This is a genomic window from Kribbella qitaiheensis, assembly GCF_014217565.1.
In the GTDB taxonomy this organism is placed as follows: Bacteria; Actinomycetota; Actinomycetes; order Propionibacteriales; family Kribbellaceae; genus Kribbella; species Kribbella qitaiheensis_A.
This window is the reverse complement of sequence record NZ_CP043661.1, coordinates 1,351,042-1,368,635: the sequence shown is the minus strand read 5'-3', so window position 1 is coordinate 1,368,635 and position 17,594 is coordinate 1,351,042. Positions and strand designations below refer to the sequence as shown.

Genomic DNA, 17,594 nt, shown 5'->3' with positions numbered 1-17,594 from the left:
CTAACGAGTACTGCTGGGTCAGGCGGTTTGGTTCTGGACCGGCTCGAGGGTCGGCGGCTGCTCGGGCTTGGTGCTGAGCGATTCGATCAGCTGCTTGGCCAGCGCGAAGCCGGAGCCGCCCATCGTGATGGTCTTCACCAAGGTGTCCTCGATGCCCTGGGCGCCGTTCAGGACGACCATGTTGCCGACCTTCTCGAACGAGCTCGCGGCCGCGCGGACGATCTCCGGGTAGGCCTCGGCCAGTTGCTGGGCGACAACCGCGTCGGTGTTCGTGGCCAGCGCCTCGGCGCGCGCCTTGATACCGGCCGCCTCAGCCATCGCCTTCGCCTGCACGGCCAGCGCCTCGGCCTTACCGTTCAGCTCGGTCGCCTTCGCCTGCGCCTCACCGCGCAGGGTGACCTCGCGGGCATTCGCCTCGGCGGCGGCGATCTGCGCGTCACGCGCGGCCGTGGCCAGCGTGCGCTGCCTGTACGCCTCGGCGTCGGCCGGCTTCAGCACCGACGACTCCAGCTGCTTCTCGGCCAGCGACGCGTTCAGCTTCGCGGTCTCGGTCTCGGCGACCACAACCTGCTGACGGGCCAGCGCCTCGGCCAGCGGGCCGGACTGCTGGGCCTTCGAGTTCGCCTGATCGACCTCGGCCTGGTAACCGGCCTGGGCGATCGAGCTCTGCCGTACCGCGGCGGCCTTCGCCGCGGCCGCGACCTGCTCGCGCTCGGTCGCCTCCTGGTCCCGCTCGGCCTGGGCGATCCGGGCCTGCGCCTCGACGGCAGCGGCCTGCGGGCGCCCCAGGTTGCGGATGTAGCCGGACTCGTCGTCGATCTCCTGGATCTGCAGCGAGTCGACCACCAGGCCGAGCTTCTCCATGTCGCCGGCCAGCGAGCCGCGGATGTTCGTGGTCAGCGTCTCCCGGTCGTGCAGCATCTCCTCGACCGTGGTGGAACCGACGATCGCGCGGAGGTGACCCGCGAACAGCTCGTGGATCGTGCTCATCACCTGCTCGTCACTCTGGTCCAGGAACCGCCGGGCGGCGTTCGCGATCGAGCCGAAGTCGTCACCGACCTTGTACGCCGTGACGCCCTTGATGTGCAGCGGGATGCCCTGGCTGGAAACGCAGGTGACGGTCAGCGGCGTCGCGCGGATGTCCAGCGGCAGCCGCCGTACGGTCTGGAAGCCCGGCAGTACCGCGGTACCGCGGCCGACCACGATCTTGAAGGCGAGGGTGTTGTTGGCCTGCACCTCGGTGGCGTGCGCGCCGAGGCCGGAGATGATCAGTGCCTCGTTCGGCTCGGCCACCCGCCAGACCATCCGGAACAGGATCAGCAGAACCACCAGCGCGATGGCGCCGGTGATCAGGTATGTCCAGAGCATTGCCCCTCCAGGGCTGCGAAGTTCTTGGATCTCGAGATGGATCAGAAGGCGCGGGAGACGTAGACGGTGCGGGGCGGATCGAAATCCACCACGACGATCGGCGTGCCGACCTCGATCACCTCGTCGGTTGCCGGATAAGCGTAGAAGGCTTCGGTGGCACCACGGACCGGCAGCATCACCTCGCCGACGATCCCCGGCCCGACCCGCCCGATCACGCGTCCCCGCTTCCCGACCATGACGCCCCCTCCGACGCAAACCCGACCACTTCAGTTCCCGAAGCCTAGTGGCCCCGAGAGTCGTGTCACGCCTTGTGATCGGCGGCGCACGGGCGCATGGTTGGAGTGCGGCCTGGGGCGGGGGAGGGACTGTGGGCGCAGAGGTTCGGGTCGGGGTCGTCGAAGCGGGGTCGGACGAGGCGCGGCTGGAAGAACTGGCGTTGATGCTGCGGCAGGAGTTGCTGGCGCTCAACGTGCGTTCCGTCGAGCCGTACGCCGAGGGCGAGGCGCCGGAGGGATCGCGATCCGCTCTGGCGGCGATCGCCGGCGTACTGACTGTCTCGCTGCAACCCGGGCTGCAGGTGATGGGCGCGGTTGTCGCTGTCGTGCGTGACTGGCTGCGCAGATCCGGATCGGGGCGGACGGTGAAGATCGCGATCGACGGGGACGTGATCGAGCTGACCGGAGCCAGCGACGAGGTGCAGCAACAGCTCGTGGATGCCTGGGTGAAGAAGCACTCGGAAGCATGAGATGGACGGCACGCGAGTCGCGCTCGTCATAGCGAACGACGAGTACACCGATCCGGGGCTGCGCCGGCTGGTGGCGCCCGCGCAGGACGCGGCCGCGTTGGCCGACGCGCTGGGCGACCCGTCGGTCGGCGGCTTCGAGGTCACAGTGCTGCAGAACGAGTCTGCGCAGGCGATCCGGCTGGCCGTCGAGGACTTCTTCGCGGACCGGGCGCCGGAGGACCTGCTGTTGCTGCATTTCTCCTGCCATGGTTTGAAGAACGCGGCCGGAGAGTTGTTTCTGGCGGTGGCCGATACGAAGCCGACGCGGCTCGCCTCGACGGCGGTGGCGGCCGACTTCGTCAATCGGCAGATGGCGGACAGTCGCGCGCAGCGGATCGCCTTGTTCCTCGATTGTTGCTACGGCGGCGCTTTCCCGCGCGGCATGGTTGTGCGTGCGACGGGTGAAGCGCAGGTGCGGGACGCCTTCGCTGGGCAGGAGGGCGTGGGTGGTGGGCGCGGCCGGGTGATCGTGACGGCTTCCAGTGCGATGGAGTACGCGTTCGAGGGTGGTCATCTGGCGACGGATGCGTCGAAGCCGACGCCGTCGGTCTTCACCAGCGCGGTGGTTGACGGGCTGACGACCGGCGAGGCTGATCGCGACGGCGACGGGTGGGTGGGACTCACCGAACTGGTCGGCTTCGTCACCGACCGGGTCCACCGCGTCACCCCGAACCAGAACCCCCAGATGTGGACCTTCGGCGCCCAGGGCGAACTCTTGATCGCCCGCAGCCGAGTCCGCCGCATTACTCCCACACCGCTCGCCCCGGAGCTGCTCGAGGCGATGGACAGTCCGTTGCCGGCGACAAGGTTCGGTGTCGTCGACTACTTGCGGGACCAGGTGAACGGGACAGACCTAGGGCAGGCGTACGCCGCGTGGCAGGCGCTCCAGCAGATGATCAACGACGACAGCCGCAAGGTCTCCGAAACCGCCCGCAAGGCAATCGCCCACGCCGTACCCCGGGCGACGCCACCTGAGGTGGATCTGGTCGCCACCACCGAGGGCGCTGCCGAGGCCCAACTCCAGCTGACCGGACCACCCATCGCCTTGACCGCGGTCGCCTCGTCGACCGCCCCCTGGCTACGCGTGGAACAAGACGGCCCCAACGTACGAATCACCCTCACCCCGCCCGGCCCCGGCCTCCACGAAACAACCATCACCCTGACCGGCCCCACCGGCGAATCCACCATCCCCCTCCGCACCCAAGTCCCCGAACCCACCCGAGAGCCAGAGCCAGAACCAGAGCCAGAGCCGGAGTCCGAGTCGGAGTCCGAGCCGGAGCTGGAACCGGAGGCTCGGCCCGAGGCCGCTGCACAGTTGCCGGAGGCAACGCTCGCGGCGACGGCCGCTCCAGGGAGCGCCCTCGCTGGGCCGGCGACAGCGCCGGAAGCTCCCACCCGGTTGCCGGAGGCGACGCCTGCGCCCGCGCAGGACGGGCCCGCTCCCGCGCAGGCCGGCCCCGCTCCCGCTCTCGCGACACCGCAAGAAGCCGAGCTGCCGCGGGAAGCGACGCCAGTCGCGGTTGCTGCGCCGGTGGGGGAGCGGCCGGCGGCGACCGAGCGGCCGGCGGCGACCGAGCGGCCGGCGACCGAGCGGCCGGCGGCGACCCGACGAGTGGCGACGACCGGAAGGCTCGCGGGGGTTGTTTCCCGGTGGGTGGTTGGAGGGTTGGCTGTTGGTGCGTGCGTCTTGTTCTTGATGAGTTTGCCGGGGGCTCCTGAGTCTCGCCGGATCTGGTCGGACGAGGCGAATACCGGCTGGCGGGTGTTCCGGACCTGGCATGACCCGGAGATCCTGGCCTCGATCGTCGCGTTCGTGGCGAGCCTGGTCGCGGGGTGGTCGAGGCGTTGGGCCGCTCTCGCGCTCGGCATCGTCGCCGGCTGCGCTGTCTCGGTACTCGAGGATGGTGTCCTGATCCTCGGCGGCGGCATCGCCTCGCAGGAAGTCGGCGTCTGGGTCGCCGCGACGACGGTCTCCGCTGGGATGGTCGGTGTCCTGCTCGCCGTCCTGAGACCGCGCGGCCTGCGACTGTGGCCCGTCCACCTCCCGGCCGCCGCCTTGGTCGTCGCCGGTGCCGTCCTGCTCGTGATCAACGCGGGGGTTCGGCACCCCGACGGCATCTCCTTCCTCTCAGTCACCAAGCTGGCGCTGCTGGAAGCCTTCGTCGTCCTCACGCTCGGCTGGCTTGCCCTGGCGGCAGTGGAGCCGAAGACAAGACTGTGGCTGAGCGCGACCACCTCGACGTACGTGGTGATCAGCATCGTCGCGAGCATCCCCGCCCTGACCGATGGCAATTCAAAACCCGCCTTCCTCACTTCGTTGGTCGGCAACGTGTTGGTAGCTGCAGGAATGGCCCTAGCGGTTCAGCGGCCGCCGGCAAACGCGGCAGTAGAGTCGACGGGTCCGAACCTCAGACAATGGCTCGGTCAGCACAGGTGGCTGACCGCCGTGGCAGTCGGCATCGGCGGCCTGCTCCTGCTGCTGGTGAACCAGAGCGCCCTCGATGCAGACCTGAGGCTTTGGTACAACACGGAATTCGGCTCGCCAGACCTCAACCGACACCAGGCCGACGGCACCCTCGCAGCATCGATCGTCATCCTGCTCGGGGCAGTACTCGCCTTCCGGCGCGGACGACTCGGCGCCTACGCACTGGGCGCGGCAGCCGGTGCAGCAACACTGTTCGCGACCGCAGGAGTGGTCATTCTCGGCGGGCAGATCTCCTACCAGGACAACGTGTACATCTGGTCGATCTCACTGGTGATCGCCGGCCTCCTGCTCGCTCTCGTACTAGCAGGCCCGCACACCTCGTCGTACCAGCGGCTCGACCGCGTGACGACCATCGTGCTCGCCGCGGGATTCATCCTGTTGATGACAGTCCAGTTGCTACCTAACGAGAGCGGTCCGTCCGCAGCGACCTACACAGGGGGACTAGGCCTCCTGCTGCCGATCGTCGCAGCGGCGCTGGTGCTAGCCAGTACGACGACAGGCGACCGAACGGTGGCCGGGGCAGCCGCGTCGTACCTGGTGCTCTTCGCAGTGGCCGCGCTCTATCCAATGGTCGAGAACCAGGCTCCCACGTACTTCGCTGCCGCGTTGTGCGGTCACCTGGTCCTCCTCGCCGCCCTCGTATTGGGGGTCCGAGGGCGCGGATCAACCGTCAGCCTCGAATCGCCCCTTCCGTCGCGCCCTTGATGAACTGGCGGGCGAAGACGGTGAAGACGATGATCAGCGGGATCATCGCCATCAGCGCGCCCGTCATCACCATGCTGTAGTCGACACCGTGACTGCGGTTCAGCGACGACAGCGCCACCTGCAGCGTCAGGTGATCCGGGTTGGTCAGCACGATCAGCGGCCAGAAGTAGTCGTTCCAGGACCCCACGAACGTGAAGATGCCGAGGAACGCCAGCGCCGGCCCGCGCCGACGGCAGTGCCACGTGCCGATAGACGCCGAGGAAGCCACAACCGTCCAGCGTGGCTGCCTCGACCAACTCGTCATGGATCGAGTTCTGGAAGTACTGCCGCAACCAGAAGATCCCGAAGGCGTTCGCCGAGGCGGGGATGATCAGCGCCTTCAACGACCCGACCCACCCGAACGCCGCCATCGTCTGGAACTGCGGTACCGCGCCTAGTTGGGCGGGCAGCAGCATCGTCGCCAGCAGGATCACGAACAACGCGTTCCGCCCCGGGAACCGGAACTTGGCGAAGGTGAACGCGGCCAGCGAGTCGAAGAACAACACCAGCGCGGTGGTCGAGATCGCCACGATCAAGGTGTTGCCCATGGACTGGAAGAACGCGACGTTCGCCAGTACTTCGTGGATGTTGTCGTCCAGCTGCGACCCGAAGGTGAACTTCGGCGGGAACCGGTAGATGTCCGACGTCGTGTTGGTCGCCATCACCAGCGTCCAGTAGAACGGGAACAGGCACAGCACCCCGGCGATCGCCAGCAGCAGGTGCATCACCAGCCCGCGCCATTTGACGGCCGTCATTGCCGTCCCCTTCCGCCGAGCAACTTCCAGTTGATTGCCGTGAACAACAACACGAGCATGAAGATGCTGAGCGCGATCGCCCCGGCGTACCCGTAGTCGTTGTTGAAGAAGGCCTGGTTGTAGAAGTACATGACCACCGTCATGCCGCTCTGCCCGGTGCCGCCGTTGTTGCCGACCATCACTTGTGGCTCGGTGAAGGTCTGCAGGCCGCCGATCGTCGACATGATGACGGTGAACAGCACCACCGGCCGGAGCTGCGGCAAGGTGATCAAGAAGAACGTCCGGAACGGCCCGGCGCCGTCCACCTTGGCCGCCTCGTACTGCTCGGTCGGGATCGCCTGCAAGCCGGCCAGGTAGATGATCGTGTTGTAGCCGGCCCACTGCCACACGATCATCGTGGAGATCGCGATCTTGATGCCCCACGGCTGCCTGAGCCAATCCTCGGTGGGCAACCCGAGCGAGCGCAGTACGGCGTTGATGAGCCCGAAGTTCGTGCTGAAGACGGCGGCGAAGAAGATCGCCGCGGCCACCAGCGAGGTGATGTTCGGGATGAAGTACGCGATCCGGTAGATGCCCTTGAACCGGACGGCCGAGTGCAGCATCACCGCGAGAGTCATCGCGATCACCAGCGTCGGCACGGTCGACATCACGAACAGGATGACGGTGTTCCACAGCGACAACCAGAACGTGCTGTCCTCGATCAGGAAGCCGAAGTTCTGCAGGCCGACCATCTTGCGGGGGCCGAGCCCGTCCCACTTCTGGAACGCGAGCAGGATCGTGGACGCGACCGGGTAGAGCCCGAAGACGAGGAAGATCAGGTAGAACGGCGAGAGGGCGAGATAGAAGCGCCAGAACGACAGAACGCTGCGCCGGCGCCCCGGCTTCGTCGTACGACGGGGCGCCTTCGCGGGTGCTGTCGCGGTCAGAGTCACTGCACGCCCTGACGCTTGCCGATCTGCTTCGCCTTCGCCACCGCTTCCGACCAGGCCGCGTCCGACGACTTCTTGCCGGCCTGGACGAGCTTGAGACCGTCGGTGAACGGTACGGCGATGGCGCTGTCCAGCGGCGCCTCGTACGCGATCGGGATGCTCTTGGCCGCCGGGCCGAAGACCTCGATCGGCACCTGGCCGCCGAAGAACGGATCGGCCGCCTTCAGCTGTGGCTTGTCGTACGCCGCGGGCGTGGCCGGGAAGATCTGCGCGTCGGCGAAGGCCTTCGCCTCGTTGTCGGCGCTGAGCATGTACTTGATCACCTCGAGCGCGGCGGCCGGATCGGCGGCGTTCTTGGTGATGGCGAGGAACGAACCGCCGAAGTTCGCCGGGCCGCTCGGGGTCGGCGCGACCCGCCACTTGCCGACGCTGGTCTTGCAGGCGGCCTTGATGTCGAGCGCGACCCACGCCGCGCCGGTGACGGTCGGCACGGTGCCCTGGTCGAGGCCCGCGTTCCAGTCCGGCGAACCGCCCAGCGTCTTGCCGTCGACCTTCAGGGTGACAGCCTTCACCGCGGTGTCCCACGCCTTGCGGATGTGGTCCTGATCGCCGATGAACTTGTTGTCCTTGTCGATGTAGCGAGCCGTGCCCTGGTTGACGATCGTGCCGTACAGGTCGGTGGCGTCGGCGACGATGAACGCCTTCGGGTTGGACATCTTCAGCTCCACCCCGGCGGCCAGGAAGTCGTCCCAGGTCTTCAGTTGCCCGGCCACCTTGGCGGGATCGCCGGGCAGCCCGCCGGCGGTGAAGACGTCCTCGCGGTAGAACAGCGCGGTCGGGCCGATGTCGATCGGGATGCCGAGCACCTTGCCGTCCAGCGTGGTGGCCTGCTTGACCTTCCACTCCAGGTAGTCGCCGAGGATCGAGTCGGCGCCGATCGACTTCAGATCGACGAACCGGTTGGCCTGCGGCAACATCGAGGCGATGTCCTCGCCCTTGATCCCGGTGATGTCGGGGATCGCGGTGCCGCCGTTGAGGGTGGTCAGCAGCTTCTGCTTGAAGTCGCCGCCGACCTCGGAGTACTTGATGTGCTGGTCGGGGAAGTGCGCGATCGTGTCGTCGAGCACGGTCTTGCCGAGACCGCCGGGCCAGCACCACATCGCGATGTTGCCTCCTGCGTTCTTCTTGGTGGATCCGGTGTCCATGCTGGACGAGCAGCCGACCGTGGTGCCGAGCATGGCAGCGAAGCCCCCGGCGATCAGCGTGCGACGAGAGAGCTCCATGGTGTCTACCTTCCTAGGTGCGCGCGAACTAGCGCGTCGATTGCCCGGTCTGATGGATTGCGGTGGTGCCACGCGTCGATCTCGGCCCAGGTCGGCGCCGCGTCGGCACCGCCCAGCCGGGTCACCGAGAGAGCCGCGACCAGCGCGCCGAACCGCACCCGCTCGGCCAGCGACAGGCCCCACAAGGTGGCCGCGATGAACCCGGCCGCGAACACGTCCCCCGCACCCGTGGTGTCAACAGCCGGTACTACGTACGCCGGTACGGCGACCTCTTCGCCAGAGCGGGCGTCGATCGCCAGTGCGCCGTTGGCCCCGTCCGACACGACGACCACGGGTACCCGCTCAGCCAGGCGATGCAGCGCATCGGCGGGCGTCGCAGTACGGGTGTAGTTCATCGCTTCGCCGGCGTTGGGCAGGAACACGTCGCAGTGTTCGAGTTGGTCCAGTACTGCGGGATCCCATTGCTCGGCCGGATCCCAGCCGACATCGGCGAAGACGATGCTGCCGGCTGCTTTCGCCTTGGCCAGCCAGTCGTTCGGCCACGGACCGATGTGCGCGGCAACGGCCTTCGCAGCGGGTGGTGCCGGCAGGAGCTGGTCCGCGGAGAGTGGGGGAGTGGCGCCTCGGGTCACGAGGGCACGATCGTTGTCATAGGCAAGGGCCACCGTGAGTGGGGTGGGCCAGCCGTCGACCTTGCGTGAGAGGGACAGGTCGATGCCCTCGTCGGTCTCGAGTCGGCGCCAGGTCCGGTTGCCCAGGTCGTCGTCTCCGAAGACGGCGGCCAGGCCGGTCCGCAGGCCGAGGCGGGCCAGCGCGACCGCGAAGTTGGCGATCCCGCCCGGGCTCTCGGCGGAGTCGTCGGCCCAGACCTCGGTACCGGGCCGCGGTGCAGTGGGCAGGCCGAGCACGAGGTCGTGGAACACCAGACCGGACACGACCACGTCCAAGTCTTGGGAAGGCAGCTGGTTCAGCTCGCCCATTGTCAGCACACTCCTGCAGGGTCGCTCAAACTCGTGCAGTCAGTGTGGATTGTTTGAGCAAACTACGCAATAGGCTTGCAATTAGATGAGCGACTATGACGTAGTTTGCGTGGTACGGTCTCTTCGTGTTGCCAAAACAGCGGCAGGATCAGATCGTCCGCGCACTGAAGGCCGACGGGGCCGGGGGTGTGAAGGTGCTGGCCGCCCAGCTCAGGGTCAGTGAAGCGACGATCCGCCGCGATCTGGAGCAGCTCCACGAGCAAGGGCGGCTGACCCGGGTCTACGGTGGTGCGCTCGCGGTCGACGGCGGCGACGAGCCGTTCGCCGAGGTGAGCGCGGTGCACGCCGACGAGAAGGACCGGATCGCCCGCCGCGCCGCTTCCCTGATCAGTGACGGGCAGTCGGTGCTGCTGGACATCGGTACTACGGCGCTCCGGCTCGCGCAGCACCTGCACGGCCGGTCGTTGACAGTGGTGACCAGCAACCTCGCAGTACTGGAGGAGTTGCAGAACGACGAGCAGATAGAGCTGATCATCCTGGGCGGCTTCGTGCGGCGCAGCTACCGGTCACTTGTCGGCTACCTGACCGAGGAGTCGCTGCGTCAGATCCATGTCGACTGGCTGTTCCTGGGCACGAGTGGTGTCCGTCCGGACGGCCGGGTGATGGACAGCACGATGATCGAGGTGCCGGTGAAGCGAGCCATGATCACGGCGGCCGACCGGGTCGCGCTGCTGGCCGACGCGACCAAGTTCCCTGGCCACGGCGTGGCCAAGGTGTGCGATCCGTCGGAGCTCTCGGTGGTGGTGACCGAGCCCGGCGCCGACGAGGCGACCCGGGCCCAACTGGAAGAGGCGGGGGTTCAGGTGGTGCTGGCATGAGGCTGACCATCCTTGGCGGCGGCGGGTTCCGGGTGCCGCTCGTCTACCAGGCGTTGCTGTCCGACCGTGGTGAGGGCCGGATCACCTCCGTCGTGCTGTACGACACGGACCGCGGTCGGCTCGCGTCGATCGCCGCCGTACTGCGGCAGCAAGCCGCTCCGTACTCCGATGCGCCGGTCGTGACCGAGACGACCGACCTCGACGAGGCCCTGCGGGGTGCCGACTTCGTGTTCTCCGCGATCCGCGTCGGTGGGCTCGAGGGGCGCACCATCGACGAGCGGGTCGCGCTCGACCTCGGCGTACTCGGGCAGGAAACGGTCGGAGCCGGCGGGATCGCTTACGCGTTGCGGACCTTGCCGGTGGCGGTCGGGATCGCACAGCGGATCGCTGAGCTCGCGCCGGAGGCTTGGGTCATCAACTTCACCAACCCTGCCGGGATGGTGACCGAGGCGATGATCCCGTACCTGGGTGACCGGGTGATCGGCATCTGTGACTCCCCGTCGGGCCTCGGACGCCGTGCTGCGTTGGCCCTCGGGTTGGACGCGTCCACTGTCTTCTATGACTACGCAGGCCTGAACCACTTGGGCTGGCTGCGTGGGCTGCAGTCCGATGGGGTGGACCGCCTTCCAGAGCTGCTGGCTGACCCGGCTGCACTCGGTGACTTCGAGGAGGGGCGGCTGTTCGGGGTCGAGTGGCTGCGGTCGCTGGGGTCGATCCCCAACGAGTACCTGCACTACTACTACTTCGCGCGGGAGACGCTGGCCGCAGTACAGGCCGTCGAGCAGACCCGGGGGACTTTCCTGCTCGAGCAGCAGTCCGCCTTCTACGCAGAGACCGCCCGGCAGCCTGCTGACGCACTGGAGCTCTGGCAGAAGACCCGTGCCGAGCGCGAGTCGACGTACATGGTCGAGAGCCGTGCGGTGGCGGATGCGGGGGAGCGGGACGAGCGGGACATGTCCGCGGGTGGCTACGAGCAGGTGGCGCTGTCGCTGATGCGGGCGATCGCCCACAACGAGCGGGCCTCACTGATTCTGAACGTGCGCAACCGCGGCACGCTGCGGCACCTGGACGACGACGCGGTGGTCGAGATCCCCTGCACGGTGGATGCGAACGGGGCGCGGCCGTTGACGGTCACGCAGTTCACCGACCATCAGGCCGGCCTGGTCTGTGCTGTGAAGGCGGTCGAACGATCGACCATCGAGGCTGCCTTGACCGGGTCGCGAGCGGCCGCAGTACGGGCCCTTGCCTGGCATCCCCTGATCGACTCGGTCACGGCGGCGCACCAACTCCTCGACGGGTACGTCGCGCGGCTTCCCGCCCTGGCCCCCTTCCGCGCCTGAGACAGACGCTTACGTCCGAAGAAGCGGAGGGACGTCTTCGACACTTCTTCGGACGTAAGGGCCGAGTTGGGCTGGATTGGTCCCGGCGCTGCTGATCTGGCAGAATATCGGGCTGAGTGTCGTCAGGACCGCGTGCAGCCCTCTAACTCCACGCCCCGGTCGGCCCATCCGAGTCGGTCACCCGTTGTCCCCACGACGCCGGTGCACCACTCAACCAGACATGAAATCCCGAGGGAGACCACACAAACGTGGCAGTCAAGATCCGTTTGAAGCGCATCGGCAAGAAGCGTGCGCCGCACTACCGCATCGTCGTGATGGACGCCCGCGCCAAGCGTGACGGCCGCGCCATCGAGGAGATCGGTAAGTACAACCCGAAGGCCGAGCCGTCGTTCATCCACGTCGAGTCGGACCGGGCGCAGTACTGGCTGGGTGTCGGCGCGCAGGCGACCGAGGCCGTTCAGGCGATCTTCAAGGCCAGCGGCGACTGGCAGAAGTTCAAGGGCCTCGAGGCCCCCGCGCCGCTGCGGGTCAAGGAGCCGAAGCGCGACAAGCTGGAGATCTTCAACGAGGCTCTGGCCGAGGCGCACGGCACGCTGAAGACCGAGGCTGTCACGGCCAAGAAGACCACCGCCAAGAAGGCGGCTCCGAAGGCCGACGAGGCGAAGAAGGACGAGCCGAAGAAGGACGAGCCGAAGAAGGACGAGCCGAAGGCTGACGAGGCTGCGGCCGCCGAGGCTGCTCCGGCCGACGACGCTCCGGCCGCCGAGGCTGCTCCGGCCGACGAGGCTGCGGCCGCCGAGGCTGCTCCGGCCGACGACGCCAAGGCCTGACCGTGATGGAGACCGAGGCGCTCGAGCACCTGGTCAGAGGCATCGTGGACAACCCTGACGACGTCAGTGTCCGGTCCCGTAACCTGCGCCGCGGTCGCACCCTCGAGGTGCACGTGCACCCCGACGACATCGGCAAGGTGATCGGCCGTAACGGCCGGACGGCGACAGCCATCCGCACCGTGGTCGGGGCGCTCAGCTCCGAGCAGTCGGTCCGGATCGACTTCGTCGACGAGTTCAACCGGCGCCCGCGCCGCTGACTCGCTGCACTTCCCCGAAGGGCCGTATCCAGCTCGGATGCGGCCCTTCGGCATCTCTTCGGCCAGACTGGGCCCGGAGTCGAACAGAGAGGTCAAACAGGTGTTGGTGATCGTCGGCCGGATCGGCCGGGCCCATGGGCTCAAGGGCGAGGTCGGCGTGGAGGTGCGCACCGACGAGCCGGACCGCCGGTTCGCCGACGGCGCAAAGCTCGTCACGACCACCAAGCCGCCCCGGACCCTCACCATCGCCTCCAGCCGGTGGCACAGCGGCAGGTTGCTGGTGAAGTTCGAGGAGTCGCCGGACCGGACCGCTGCCGAACTGCTGCGCAACCTGGAGTTGCAGGCGGAGATCGGCGAGGACGAGCGCCCGGAGGACCCCGAGGAGTACTACGACCGCGAGCTGGTCGGCCTGTCCGTGCGGACCACCGACGGCGCGGAAGCGGGCGAGGTGGTCGACGTGATCCACCTGCCGTCCCAGGACCTGCTGGAGATCCGCCGGCCCGCCGGCAACGCAGTACTGGTTCCCCTGGTCGAGGAGCTGGTGCCGGAGATCAACCTGGACGGCAAGTACGTCCTGGTCGCGGACCGGCCGGGTCTGCTCGATCCGGAGGGCGCCGAGGTCGTGCCGACCGAGCCTGCCGAGGGTGACGGCAGCCGATGAGGCTGGACGTCGTCTCGATCTTCCCGGAGTACCTGGCCGCGCTGGACCTGAGTCTGGTCGGCAAGGCGGCGAAGAGCGGCCTGCTGGACGTCCGGGTGCACGACCTGCGCGACTGGGCGCACGACCGGCACCGCACTGTGGACGACACCCCGGCAGGCGGTGGCGCCGGCATGGTGATGAAGCCCGAGCCTTGGGGCGAGGCGCTTGATGCCGTCGCTCCGCCCGACGGCCCTGCTCAGCCTCGGTTGATCGTGCCCACGCCTGCTGGGCGCCCGTTCACGCAAGAGCTGGCCTACGAGCTCGCTGCGGAGCCGTGGCTGGCCTTTGCCTGCGGGCGGTACGAGGGGATCGACGCGCGAGTCGCCTCGCATGCGGCCGAGCGGATGCGGGTGGACGAGATCTCCATCGGCGACTATGTGCTCAACGGCGGCGAGGTCGCCGTACTGGTGATCGTCGAGGCCGTGGCGCGTCTGCTGCCTGGCGTGATCGGCAACCCGGAGTCCCTGGCCGAGGAGTCCCACTCGGGCGACGGCCTGCTGGAGTACCCGGTCTACACCAAGCCGCCGTCCTGGCGCGGCCACGACGTACCGGACATCCTGCTGTCGGGTAACCACGGTCTGATTGCCAAGTGGCGCCACGAAGAGTCCGTACGCCGTACTGCCGAGCGCCGGCCGGATCTCCTGGCCGCCTGGGGCGCCGCTGTCGCCGACGAGGACGACGCGGTCGATGCGGTGCGGATCTTGCCCGCCACTGCTGCTGACGCAGGGGAGATCCACACGCTGCAGTTGGCGGCGTACTTGTCGGAGGCAAAGGCCTACGACGACCTGAGCATCCCGCCGGTGCAAGAAGCTTTGGCGGGCAGCGTCGAGCGGGTCGGCGCCGGTGGCGTCTGGAAGGCCGTGGCCGGGACCAGGATCGTCGGAGCCGTCCATGTGGCTGTGGACGGCTCGGTGGCTCGGATCGGCCGGCTGATGGTCGCTCCCGACTGGCAGGGCCGAGGCGTGGGGACCAAGCTGTTGCGGGTGGCCGAACAGACCGCGCCCGCCGAGGTCACGCAGTACGAGCTGTTCACGGGGGCCGAGAGTGAGGGCAACCTCCGGCTGTACCGGAAGGCCGGTTACCGTGAGGTACGACGGGAGTCACACACGGCGAAGGTCGAACTGGTGCTGCTGGCCAAGCGGCGGCGCCGGCGCTGATTTCGGTTCGGGTGTGCTGGTGTGGCAAACTTGGTCGCTGTTGTGAGTTCGGTGCTCCTGCCACAGGGGGTGACCACCGGACGACGACAATCTTCGACTTCTCCCACCGAGCATTCGTGGGTGACCTGTGGCACGCGCGAGAGAGAGACACCTGATGAGCAACGTCCTGAATGAGCTCGACAACGAGAGCAAGCGCGACGACATCCCGGCCTTCCGCGCTGGTGACACCGTGAACGTGCACGTGAAGGTCATCGAAGGCAGCCGGTCCCGCGTCCAGGTGTTCAAGGGTGTCGTGATCCGCCGCCACGGTGGTGGCCTGCAGGAGACCTTCACGGTCCGCAAGGTCAGCTTCGGCGTCGGCGTCGAGCGCACCTTCCCGATGCACACCCCGATCGTCGAGAAGGTCGAGCTCGTCAGCCGCGGCGACGTGCGTCGCGCCAAGCTGTACTACCTGCGTGAGCTGCGCGGCAAGGCAGCCAAGATCAAGGAGAAGCGGGACAACCTCCCGGCCTCCTGATCGTCTAGTAACGACGGTCAAAGTATGGCGCCGAGCACTGCGACTCGCGCTCGCCCGGTCGCCAGGAGAGCACGTCGCAGCAAGGGACGTCACCGTAGGCTCAAGCAGCGGAATCCGCTGCTGAGCCTGCTCGTCGAGATGACCACCGTGACGGTGCTCGCGTTGGTCATCACGGTCGTCTTGCGGCTCTTCGTGGCCGAGGCCTTCTACGTGCCCTCGGAGTCGATGTACGACACGCTCACGACGAACGACCGGATCCTGGCCGAGAAGGTCAGCTATCTGCATCGCGACGTCGACCGGGGCGACATCATCGTCTTCAAGGATCCCGGTCACTGGCTGAACGAGGAGCAGAAGGCTCCCGGCACGGTCCGGCAGATCGGCGAGTTCGTCGGCATCCTGCCGCGCAGCGGTGAGGGTCATCTGGTCAAACGGGTGATCGGCGTCGCCGGCGACCGGGTGATCTGCTGTGACCGCTCCGGCCGGATCATGGTGAACAAGATCCCGCTGGACGAGCAGGAGTACCTGCTGAAGGACGCCAAACCCTCTCTGCAGCCCTTCGATGTGGTTGTCCCACCCGGTCATCTTTGGGTGATGGGCGACAATCGAGCCGAGTCCGCCGACTCCCGTGCCCACATGGGCGGCCCCGGCGGAGGATTCGTTCCTGTCGAGAACGTGGTTGGCCGGGCCTGTTGCGTAATCTGGCCGTCTGACCGGATGACGATGCTGCGTCCTCCGGAAACCTTCAAGAAGCCGGGGCTGAAGAAGTGACTGAGACACCGACTGCGACGAAACAGAAATCACCCCACCGCTCGGGGCTCGCGGCCGCGGGTCGCGAGTTCGTGCTGATCGTGGTCGGTGCTCTGATCGTCTCGTCGATCCTGCGCGCTTTCGTCGGCCAGATGTTCATCATCCCGAGCGAGTCGATGCAGAACACGCTGCTGGTCGGTGACCGGGTCGTGGTCGAGAAGCTCACCGATGTCCAGCGCGGCGACGTGGTCGTCTTCGAGGATCCGGGCGGCTGGCTGGGCCAGGAGGAGAGCGGCCAGAAGCGCGGCTCGGTCGGGCGGTTTTTCGAGGTCGTCGGTCTGCTGCCGGACTCCAGCCACGGGCACCTGATCAAGCGCCTGATCGGCATGCCGGGCGACAAGGTGGCCTGCTGCGACTCCAAGGGCCGGCTGATGGTGAACGGCAAGCCGCTCGACGAGACCAGCTATCTGTTCCCCGGTGACGCGCCGTCGGCGATGGAGTTCCAGGTCACCGTGCCGGCCGGTCGCGTCTTCGTGATGGGTGACCACCGGTCCGAGTCCGGCGACTCCCGGGTGCACCTGAGCGACACCGGCCCCCGACGGTGGCGCGCCTGGTGACGCCGCCTTCGTCCCGTTGGACAAGGTCACCGGACGCGCGATCCTGATTGTCTGGCCGGCCAACCGGTTCGACAAACTCGGGATCCCGGACACCTTCAAAGCTCTTCCCGCGGCGGCCGCGCCGCCGCCGGACAAACCTTCGATCTCCCTCACCCCACCCCCTAAGTGAGTGGTTCGCCGATGAGTGCACTGCCCAGGGGCAGCACCATCCGGCGGGACGCCGGGCTGTACGGCTACGAGCGTGCCCTGCGCCGGGTCGGCCTGGACCCGATCGCCGGCGTCGACGAGGCGGGCCGTGGTCCGTGCGCCGGCCCGCTGGTGGCGGCCGCGGTGATCCTGCCGGACGGAAAGCGCGGCCAGATCCCCGAACTGGCCGACTCCAAGCTGCTCACCGCGAAGGCCCGGGACCGCTGCTACGAGCAGATCCGCGACCGGGCGCTGGCCTGGTCCGTCGTCTCGATCGAAGCGGCCGAGTGCGATCGGCTCGGCATGCACGTCGCGAACGTCGAGGCGCTCCGCCGGGCCCTGTTCCGGCTCGACGAGCGCCCGTCGTACGTGCTGACCGACGGGTTCGGCGTCGACGGCCTCGGCGTGCCGGGGCTGGCGATCTGGAAGGGTGACCGGGTGGCAGCGTGCATCGCGGCCGCCTCGGTGATCGCCAAGGTGACCCGGGACCGGATCATGGAGCACTGGCACGAGGTGTATCCGCAGTACGACTTCGCGGTTCACAAGGGGTACTGCACGCCTGAACACCAGGCGGCGCTGGACGAATACGGCCCGTGTCCGCAACATCGACGGCGGTTCGAGAATGTCCGCCGCAGTCTGCGGCCCGATATGGGACAGAATGTGACCAGTCCCACCGGAGTGGAGAGCCGATGAGCGCTGACGACCTTGAGAAGTACGAGACCGATATGGAGCTACAGCTCTATCGGGAGTACAAAGACGTCGTCGGGATCTTCAAGTACGTCGTGGAGACCGAGCGGCGCTTCTACCTGTGCAACGCGGTAGACCTGAAAGTCCGTACCGAAGGCGGTGACGTCTACTTCGAGGTGACGATGGCCGATGCCTGGGTCTGGGACGTCTACCGCTCGGCCCGGTTCGTGAAGAACGCGAAGGTGGTCACCTTCCGCGACGTCAACATCGAAGAACTCGCGAAATCCGACCTGGAAGTCCCCAAGGACTCCGACTTCGGCCGCTGACCACTCGCACCCCGGGCGCACTCG

General features: G+C 67.6%; 19 protein-coding genes and 1 pseudogene. 14 read left to right on the top strand and 6 right to left on the bottom strand.

The window, feature by feature from the left end; all coding sequences use genetic code 11:
- Positions 1 to 18: 18 nt before the first annotated feature.
- Positions 19 to 1,368 carry a flotillin family protein gene (locus F1D05_RS06155; RefSeq protein ID WP_185446393.1) on the bottom strand — a complete coding sequence of 450 codons (1,350 nt, stop codon included), beginning with the start codon at positions 1,366 to 1,368 and terminating at the stop codon, positions 19 to 21.
- 41 nt (positions 1,369 to 1,409) lie between these two features.
- Positions 1,410 to 1,604: a hypothetical protein gene (locus F1D05_RS06150; RefSeq protein ID WP_185446392.1), complete on the bottom strand. Its 195-nt coding sequence runs from the start codon at positions 1,602 to 1,604 to the stop codon at positions 1,410 to 1,412.
- Positions 1,605 to 1,735: 131 nt separating this feature from the next.
- Between F1D05_RS06150 and F1D05_RS06145 the strand changes: the two genes are divergently transcribed.
- Together F1D05_RS06145 and F1D05_RS06140 are read left to right on the top strand one after the other, a co-directional pair.
- Positions 1,736 to 2,113: a hypothetical protein gene (locus F1D05_RS06145; RefSeq protein ID WP_185446391.1), complete on the top strand. Its 378-nt coding sequence runs from the start codon at positions 1,736 to 1,738 to the stop codon at positions 2,111 to 2,113.
- A gap of 1 nt (position 2,114) precedes the next feature.
- Positions 2,115 to 5,342 carry a caspase family protein gene (locus F1D05_RS06140; protein WP_185446390.1) on the top strand — a complete coding sequence of 1,076 codons (3,228 nt, stop codon included), beginning with the start codon at positions 2,115 to 2,117 and terminating at the stop codon, positions 5,340 to 5,342.
- Here F1D05_RS06140 and F1D05_RS06135 read toward each other — a convergent pair.
- The 4 genes and pseudogenes from F1D05_RS06135 to F1D05_RS06120 all read right to left on the bottom strand — a co-directional run bounded on the left by F1D05_RS06135 (position 5,308) and on the right by F1D05_RS06120 (position 9,328).
- Positions 5,308 to 6,136, bottom strand: a pseudogene (locus F1D05_RS06135) (carbohydrate ABC transporter permease). The gene F1D05_RS06140 and the pseudogene F1D05_RS06135 sit on opposite strands and share 35 nt — an antisense overlap.
- Positions 6,133 to 7,068 (bottom strand): carbohydrate ABC transporter permease, encoded by a 936-nt coding sequence (locus F1D05_RS06130; RefSeq protein ID WP_185446389.1) that lies wholly within the window; start codon positions 7,066 to 7,068, stop codon positions 6,133 to 6,135. The pseudogene F1D05_RS06135 and the gene F1D05_RS06130 overlap by 4 nt, the downstream one beginning before the upstream one ends.
- Entirely contained in the window at positions 7,065 to 8,348 is a 1,284-nt protein-coding gene (locus tag F1D05_RS06125; RefSeq protein ID WP_185446388.1) for an ABC transporter substrate-binding protein, read from the bottom strand. The genes F1D05_RS06130 and F1D05_RS06125 overlap by 4 nt, the downstream gene beginning before the upstream one ends.
- A 5-nt stretch (positions 8,349 to 8,353) precedes the next feature.
- Complete coding sequence (locus F1D05_RS06120; protein ID WP_185446387.1) at positions 8,354 to 9,328, bottom strand: carbohydrate kinase family protein; 975 nt, start codon at positions 9,326 to 9,328, stop codon at positions 8,354 to 8,356.
- 125 nt (positions 9,329 to 9,453) lie between these two features.
- On the opposite strand from F1D05_RS06120, the gene F1D05_RS06115 reads away from it, so the two are divergent.
- The 12 genes from F1D05_RS06115 to F1D05_RS06065 all read left to right on the top strand — a co-directional run bounded on the left by F1D05_RS06115 (position 9,454) and on the right by F1D05_RS06065 (position 17,570).
- A complete protein-coding gene (locus F1D05_RS06115) occupies positions 9,454 to 10,206 on the top strand; it encodes a DeoR/GlpR family DNA-binding transcription regulator (protein WP_185446386.1) in 753 nt (250 codons plus the stop codon).
- The gene (locus F1D05_RS06110) at positions 10,203 to 11,546 is read left to right on the top strand and encodes a 6-phospho-beta-glucosidase (RefSeq protein WP_185446385.1); all 1,344 of its coding nucleotides are present in this window, start codon (positions 10,203 to 10,205) and stop codon (positions 11,544 to 11,546) included. The genes F1D05_RS06115 and F1D05_RS06110 overlap by 4 nt, the downstream gene beginning before the upstream one ends.
- 248 nt (positions 11,547 to 11,794) lie before the next feature.
- Positions 11,795 to 12,376: a 30S ribosomal protein S16 gene (gene rpsP / locus F1D05_RS06105; RefSeq protein ID WP_185446384.1), complete on the top strand. Its 582-nt coding sequence runs from the start codon at positions 11,795 to 11,797 to the stop codon at positions 12,374 to 12,376.
- 5 nt (positions 12,377 to 12,381) lie between these two features.
- Positions 12,382 to 12,633 carry an RNA-binding protein gene (locus F1D05_RS06100; RefSeq protein ID WP_020389433.1) on the top strand — a complete coding sequence of 84 codons (252 nt, stop codon included), beginning with the start codon at positions 12,382 to 12,384 and terminating at the stop codon, positions 12,631 to 12,633.
- Positions 12,634 to 12,733: 100 nt separating this feature from the next.
- Positions 12,734 to 13,294, top strand: coding sequence for a ribosome maturation factor RimM (rimM, locus tag F1D05_RS06095; RefSeq protein ID WP_185446383.1), 561 nt, complete (start codon positions 12,734 to 12,736; stop codon positions 13,292 to 13,294).
- Positions 13,291 to 14,490: a tRNA (guanosine(37)-N1)-methyltransferase TrmD gene (gene trmD / locus F1D05_RS06090; RefSeq protein ID WP_185446382.1), complete on the top strand. Its 1,200-nt coding sequence runs from the start codon at positions 13,291 to 13,293 to the stop codon at positions 14,488 to 14,490. Before rimM ends, trmD begins: the two co-directional genes overlap by 4 nt.
- Before the next feature lie 154 nt (positions 14,491 to 14,644).
- Positions 14,645 to 15,007 carry a 50S ribosomal protein L19 gene (rplS, locus tag F1D05_RS06085; RefSeq protein ID WP_185446381.1) on the top strand — a complete coding sequence of 121 codons (363 nt, stop codon included), beginning with the start codon at positions 14,645 to 14,647 and terminating at the stop codon, positions 15,005 to 15,007.
- Between the two features lie 24 nt (positions 15,008 to 15,031).
- Positions 15,032 to 15,775: a signal peptidase I gene (lepB, locus tag F1D05_RS06080; protein WP_185446380.1), complete on the top strand. Its 744-nt coding sequence runs from the start codon at positions 15,032 to 15,034 to the stop codon at positions 15,773 to 15,775.
- Positions 15,772 to 16,371, top strand: coding sequence for a signal peptidase I (gene lepB / locus F1D05_RS06075; RefSeq protein ID WP_428995001.1), 600 nt, complete (start codon positions 15,772 to 15,774; stop codon positions 16,369 to 16,371). The genes lepB (F1D05_RS06080) and lepB (F1D05_RS06075) overlap by 4 nt, the downstream gene beginning before the upstream one ends.
- 16 nt (positions 16,372 to 16,387) lie before the next feature.
- The gene (locus F1D05_RS42835; protein ID WP_428995000.1) at positions 16,388 to 16,540 is read left to right on the top strand and encodes a hypothetical protein; all 153 of its coding nucleotides are present in this window, start codon (positions 16,388 to 16,390) and stop codon (positions 16,538 to 16,540) included.
- A gap of 11 nt (positions 16,541 to 16,551) precedes the next feature.
- Positions 16,552 to 17,250 carry a ribonuclease HII gene (locus F1D05_RS06070; RefSeq protein WP_185446379.1) on the top strand — a complete coding sequence of 233 codons (699 nt, stop codon included), beginning with the start codon at positions 16,552 to 16,554 and terminating at the stop codon, positions 17,248 to 17,250.
- Positions 17,247 to 17,570, top strand: coding sequence for a DUF2469 domain-containing protein (locus F1D05_RS06065; protein WP_012922325.1), 324 nt, complete (start codon positions 17,247 to 17,249; stop codon positions 17,568 to 17,570). Before F1D05_RS06070 ends, F1D05_RS06065 begins: the two co-directional genes overlap by 4 nt.
- Positions 17,571 to 17,594 lie beyond the last annotated feature (24 nt).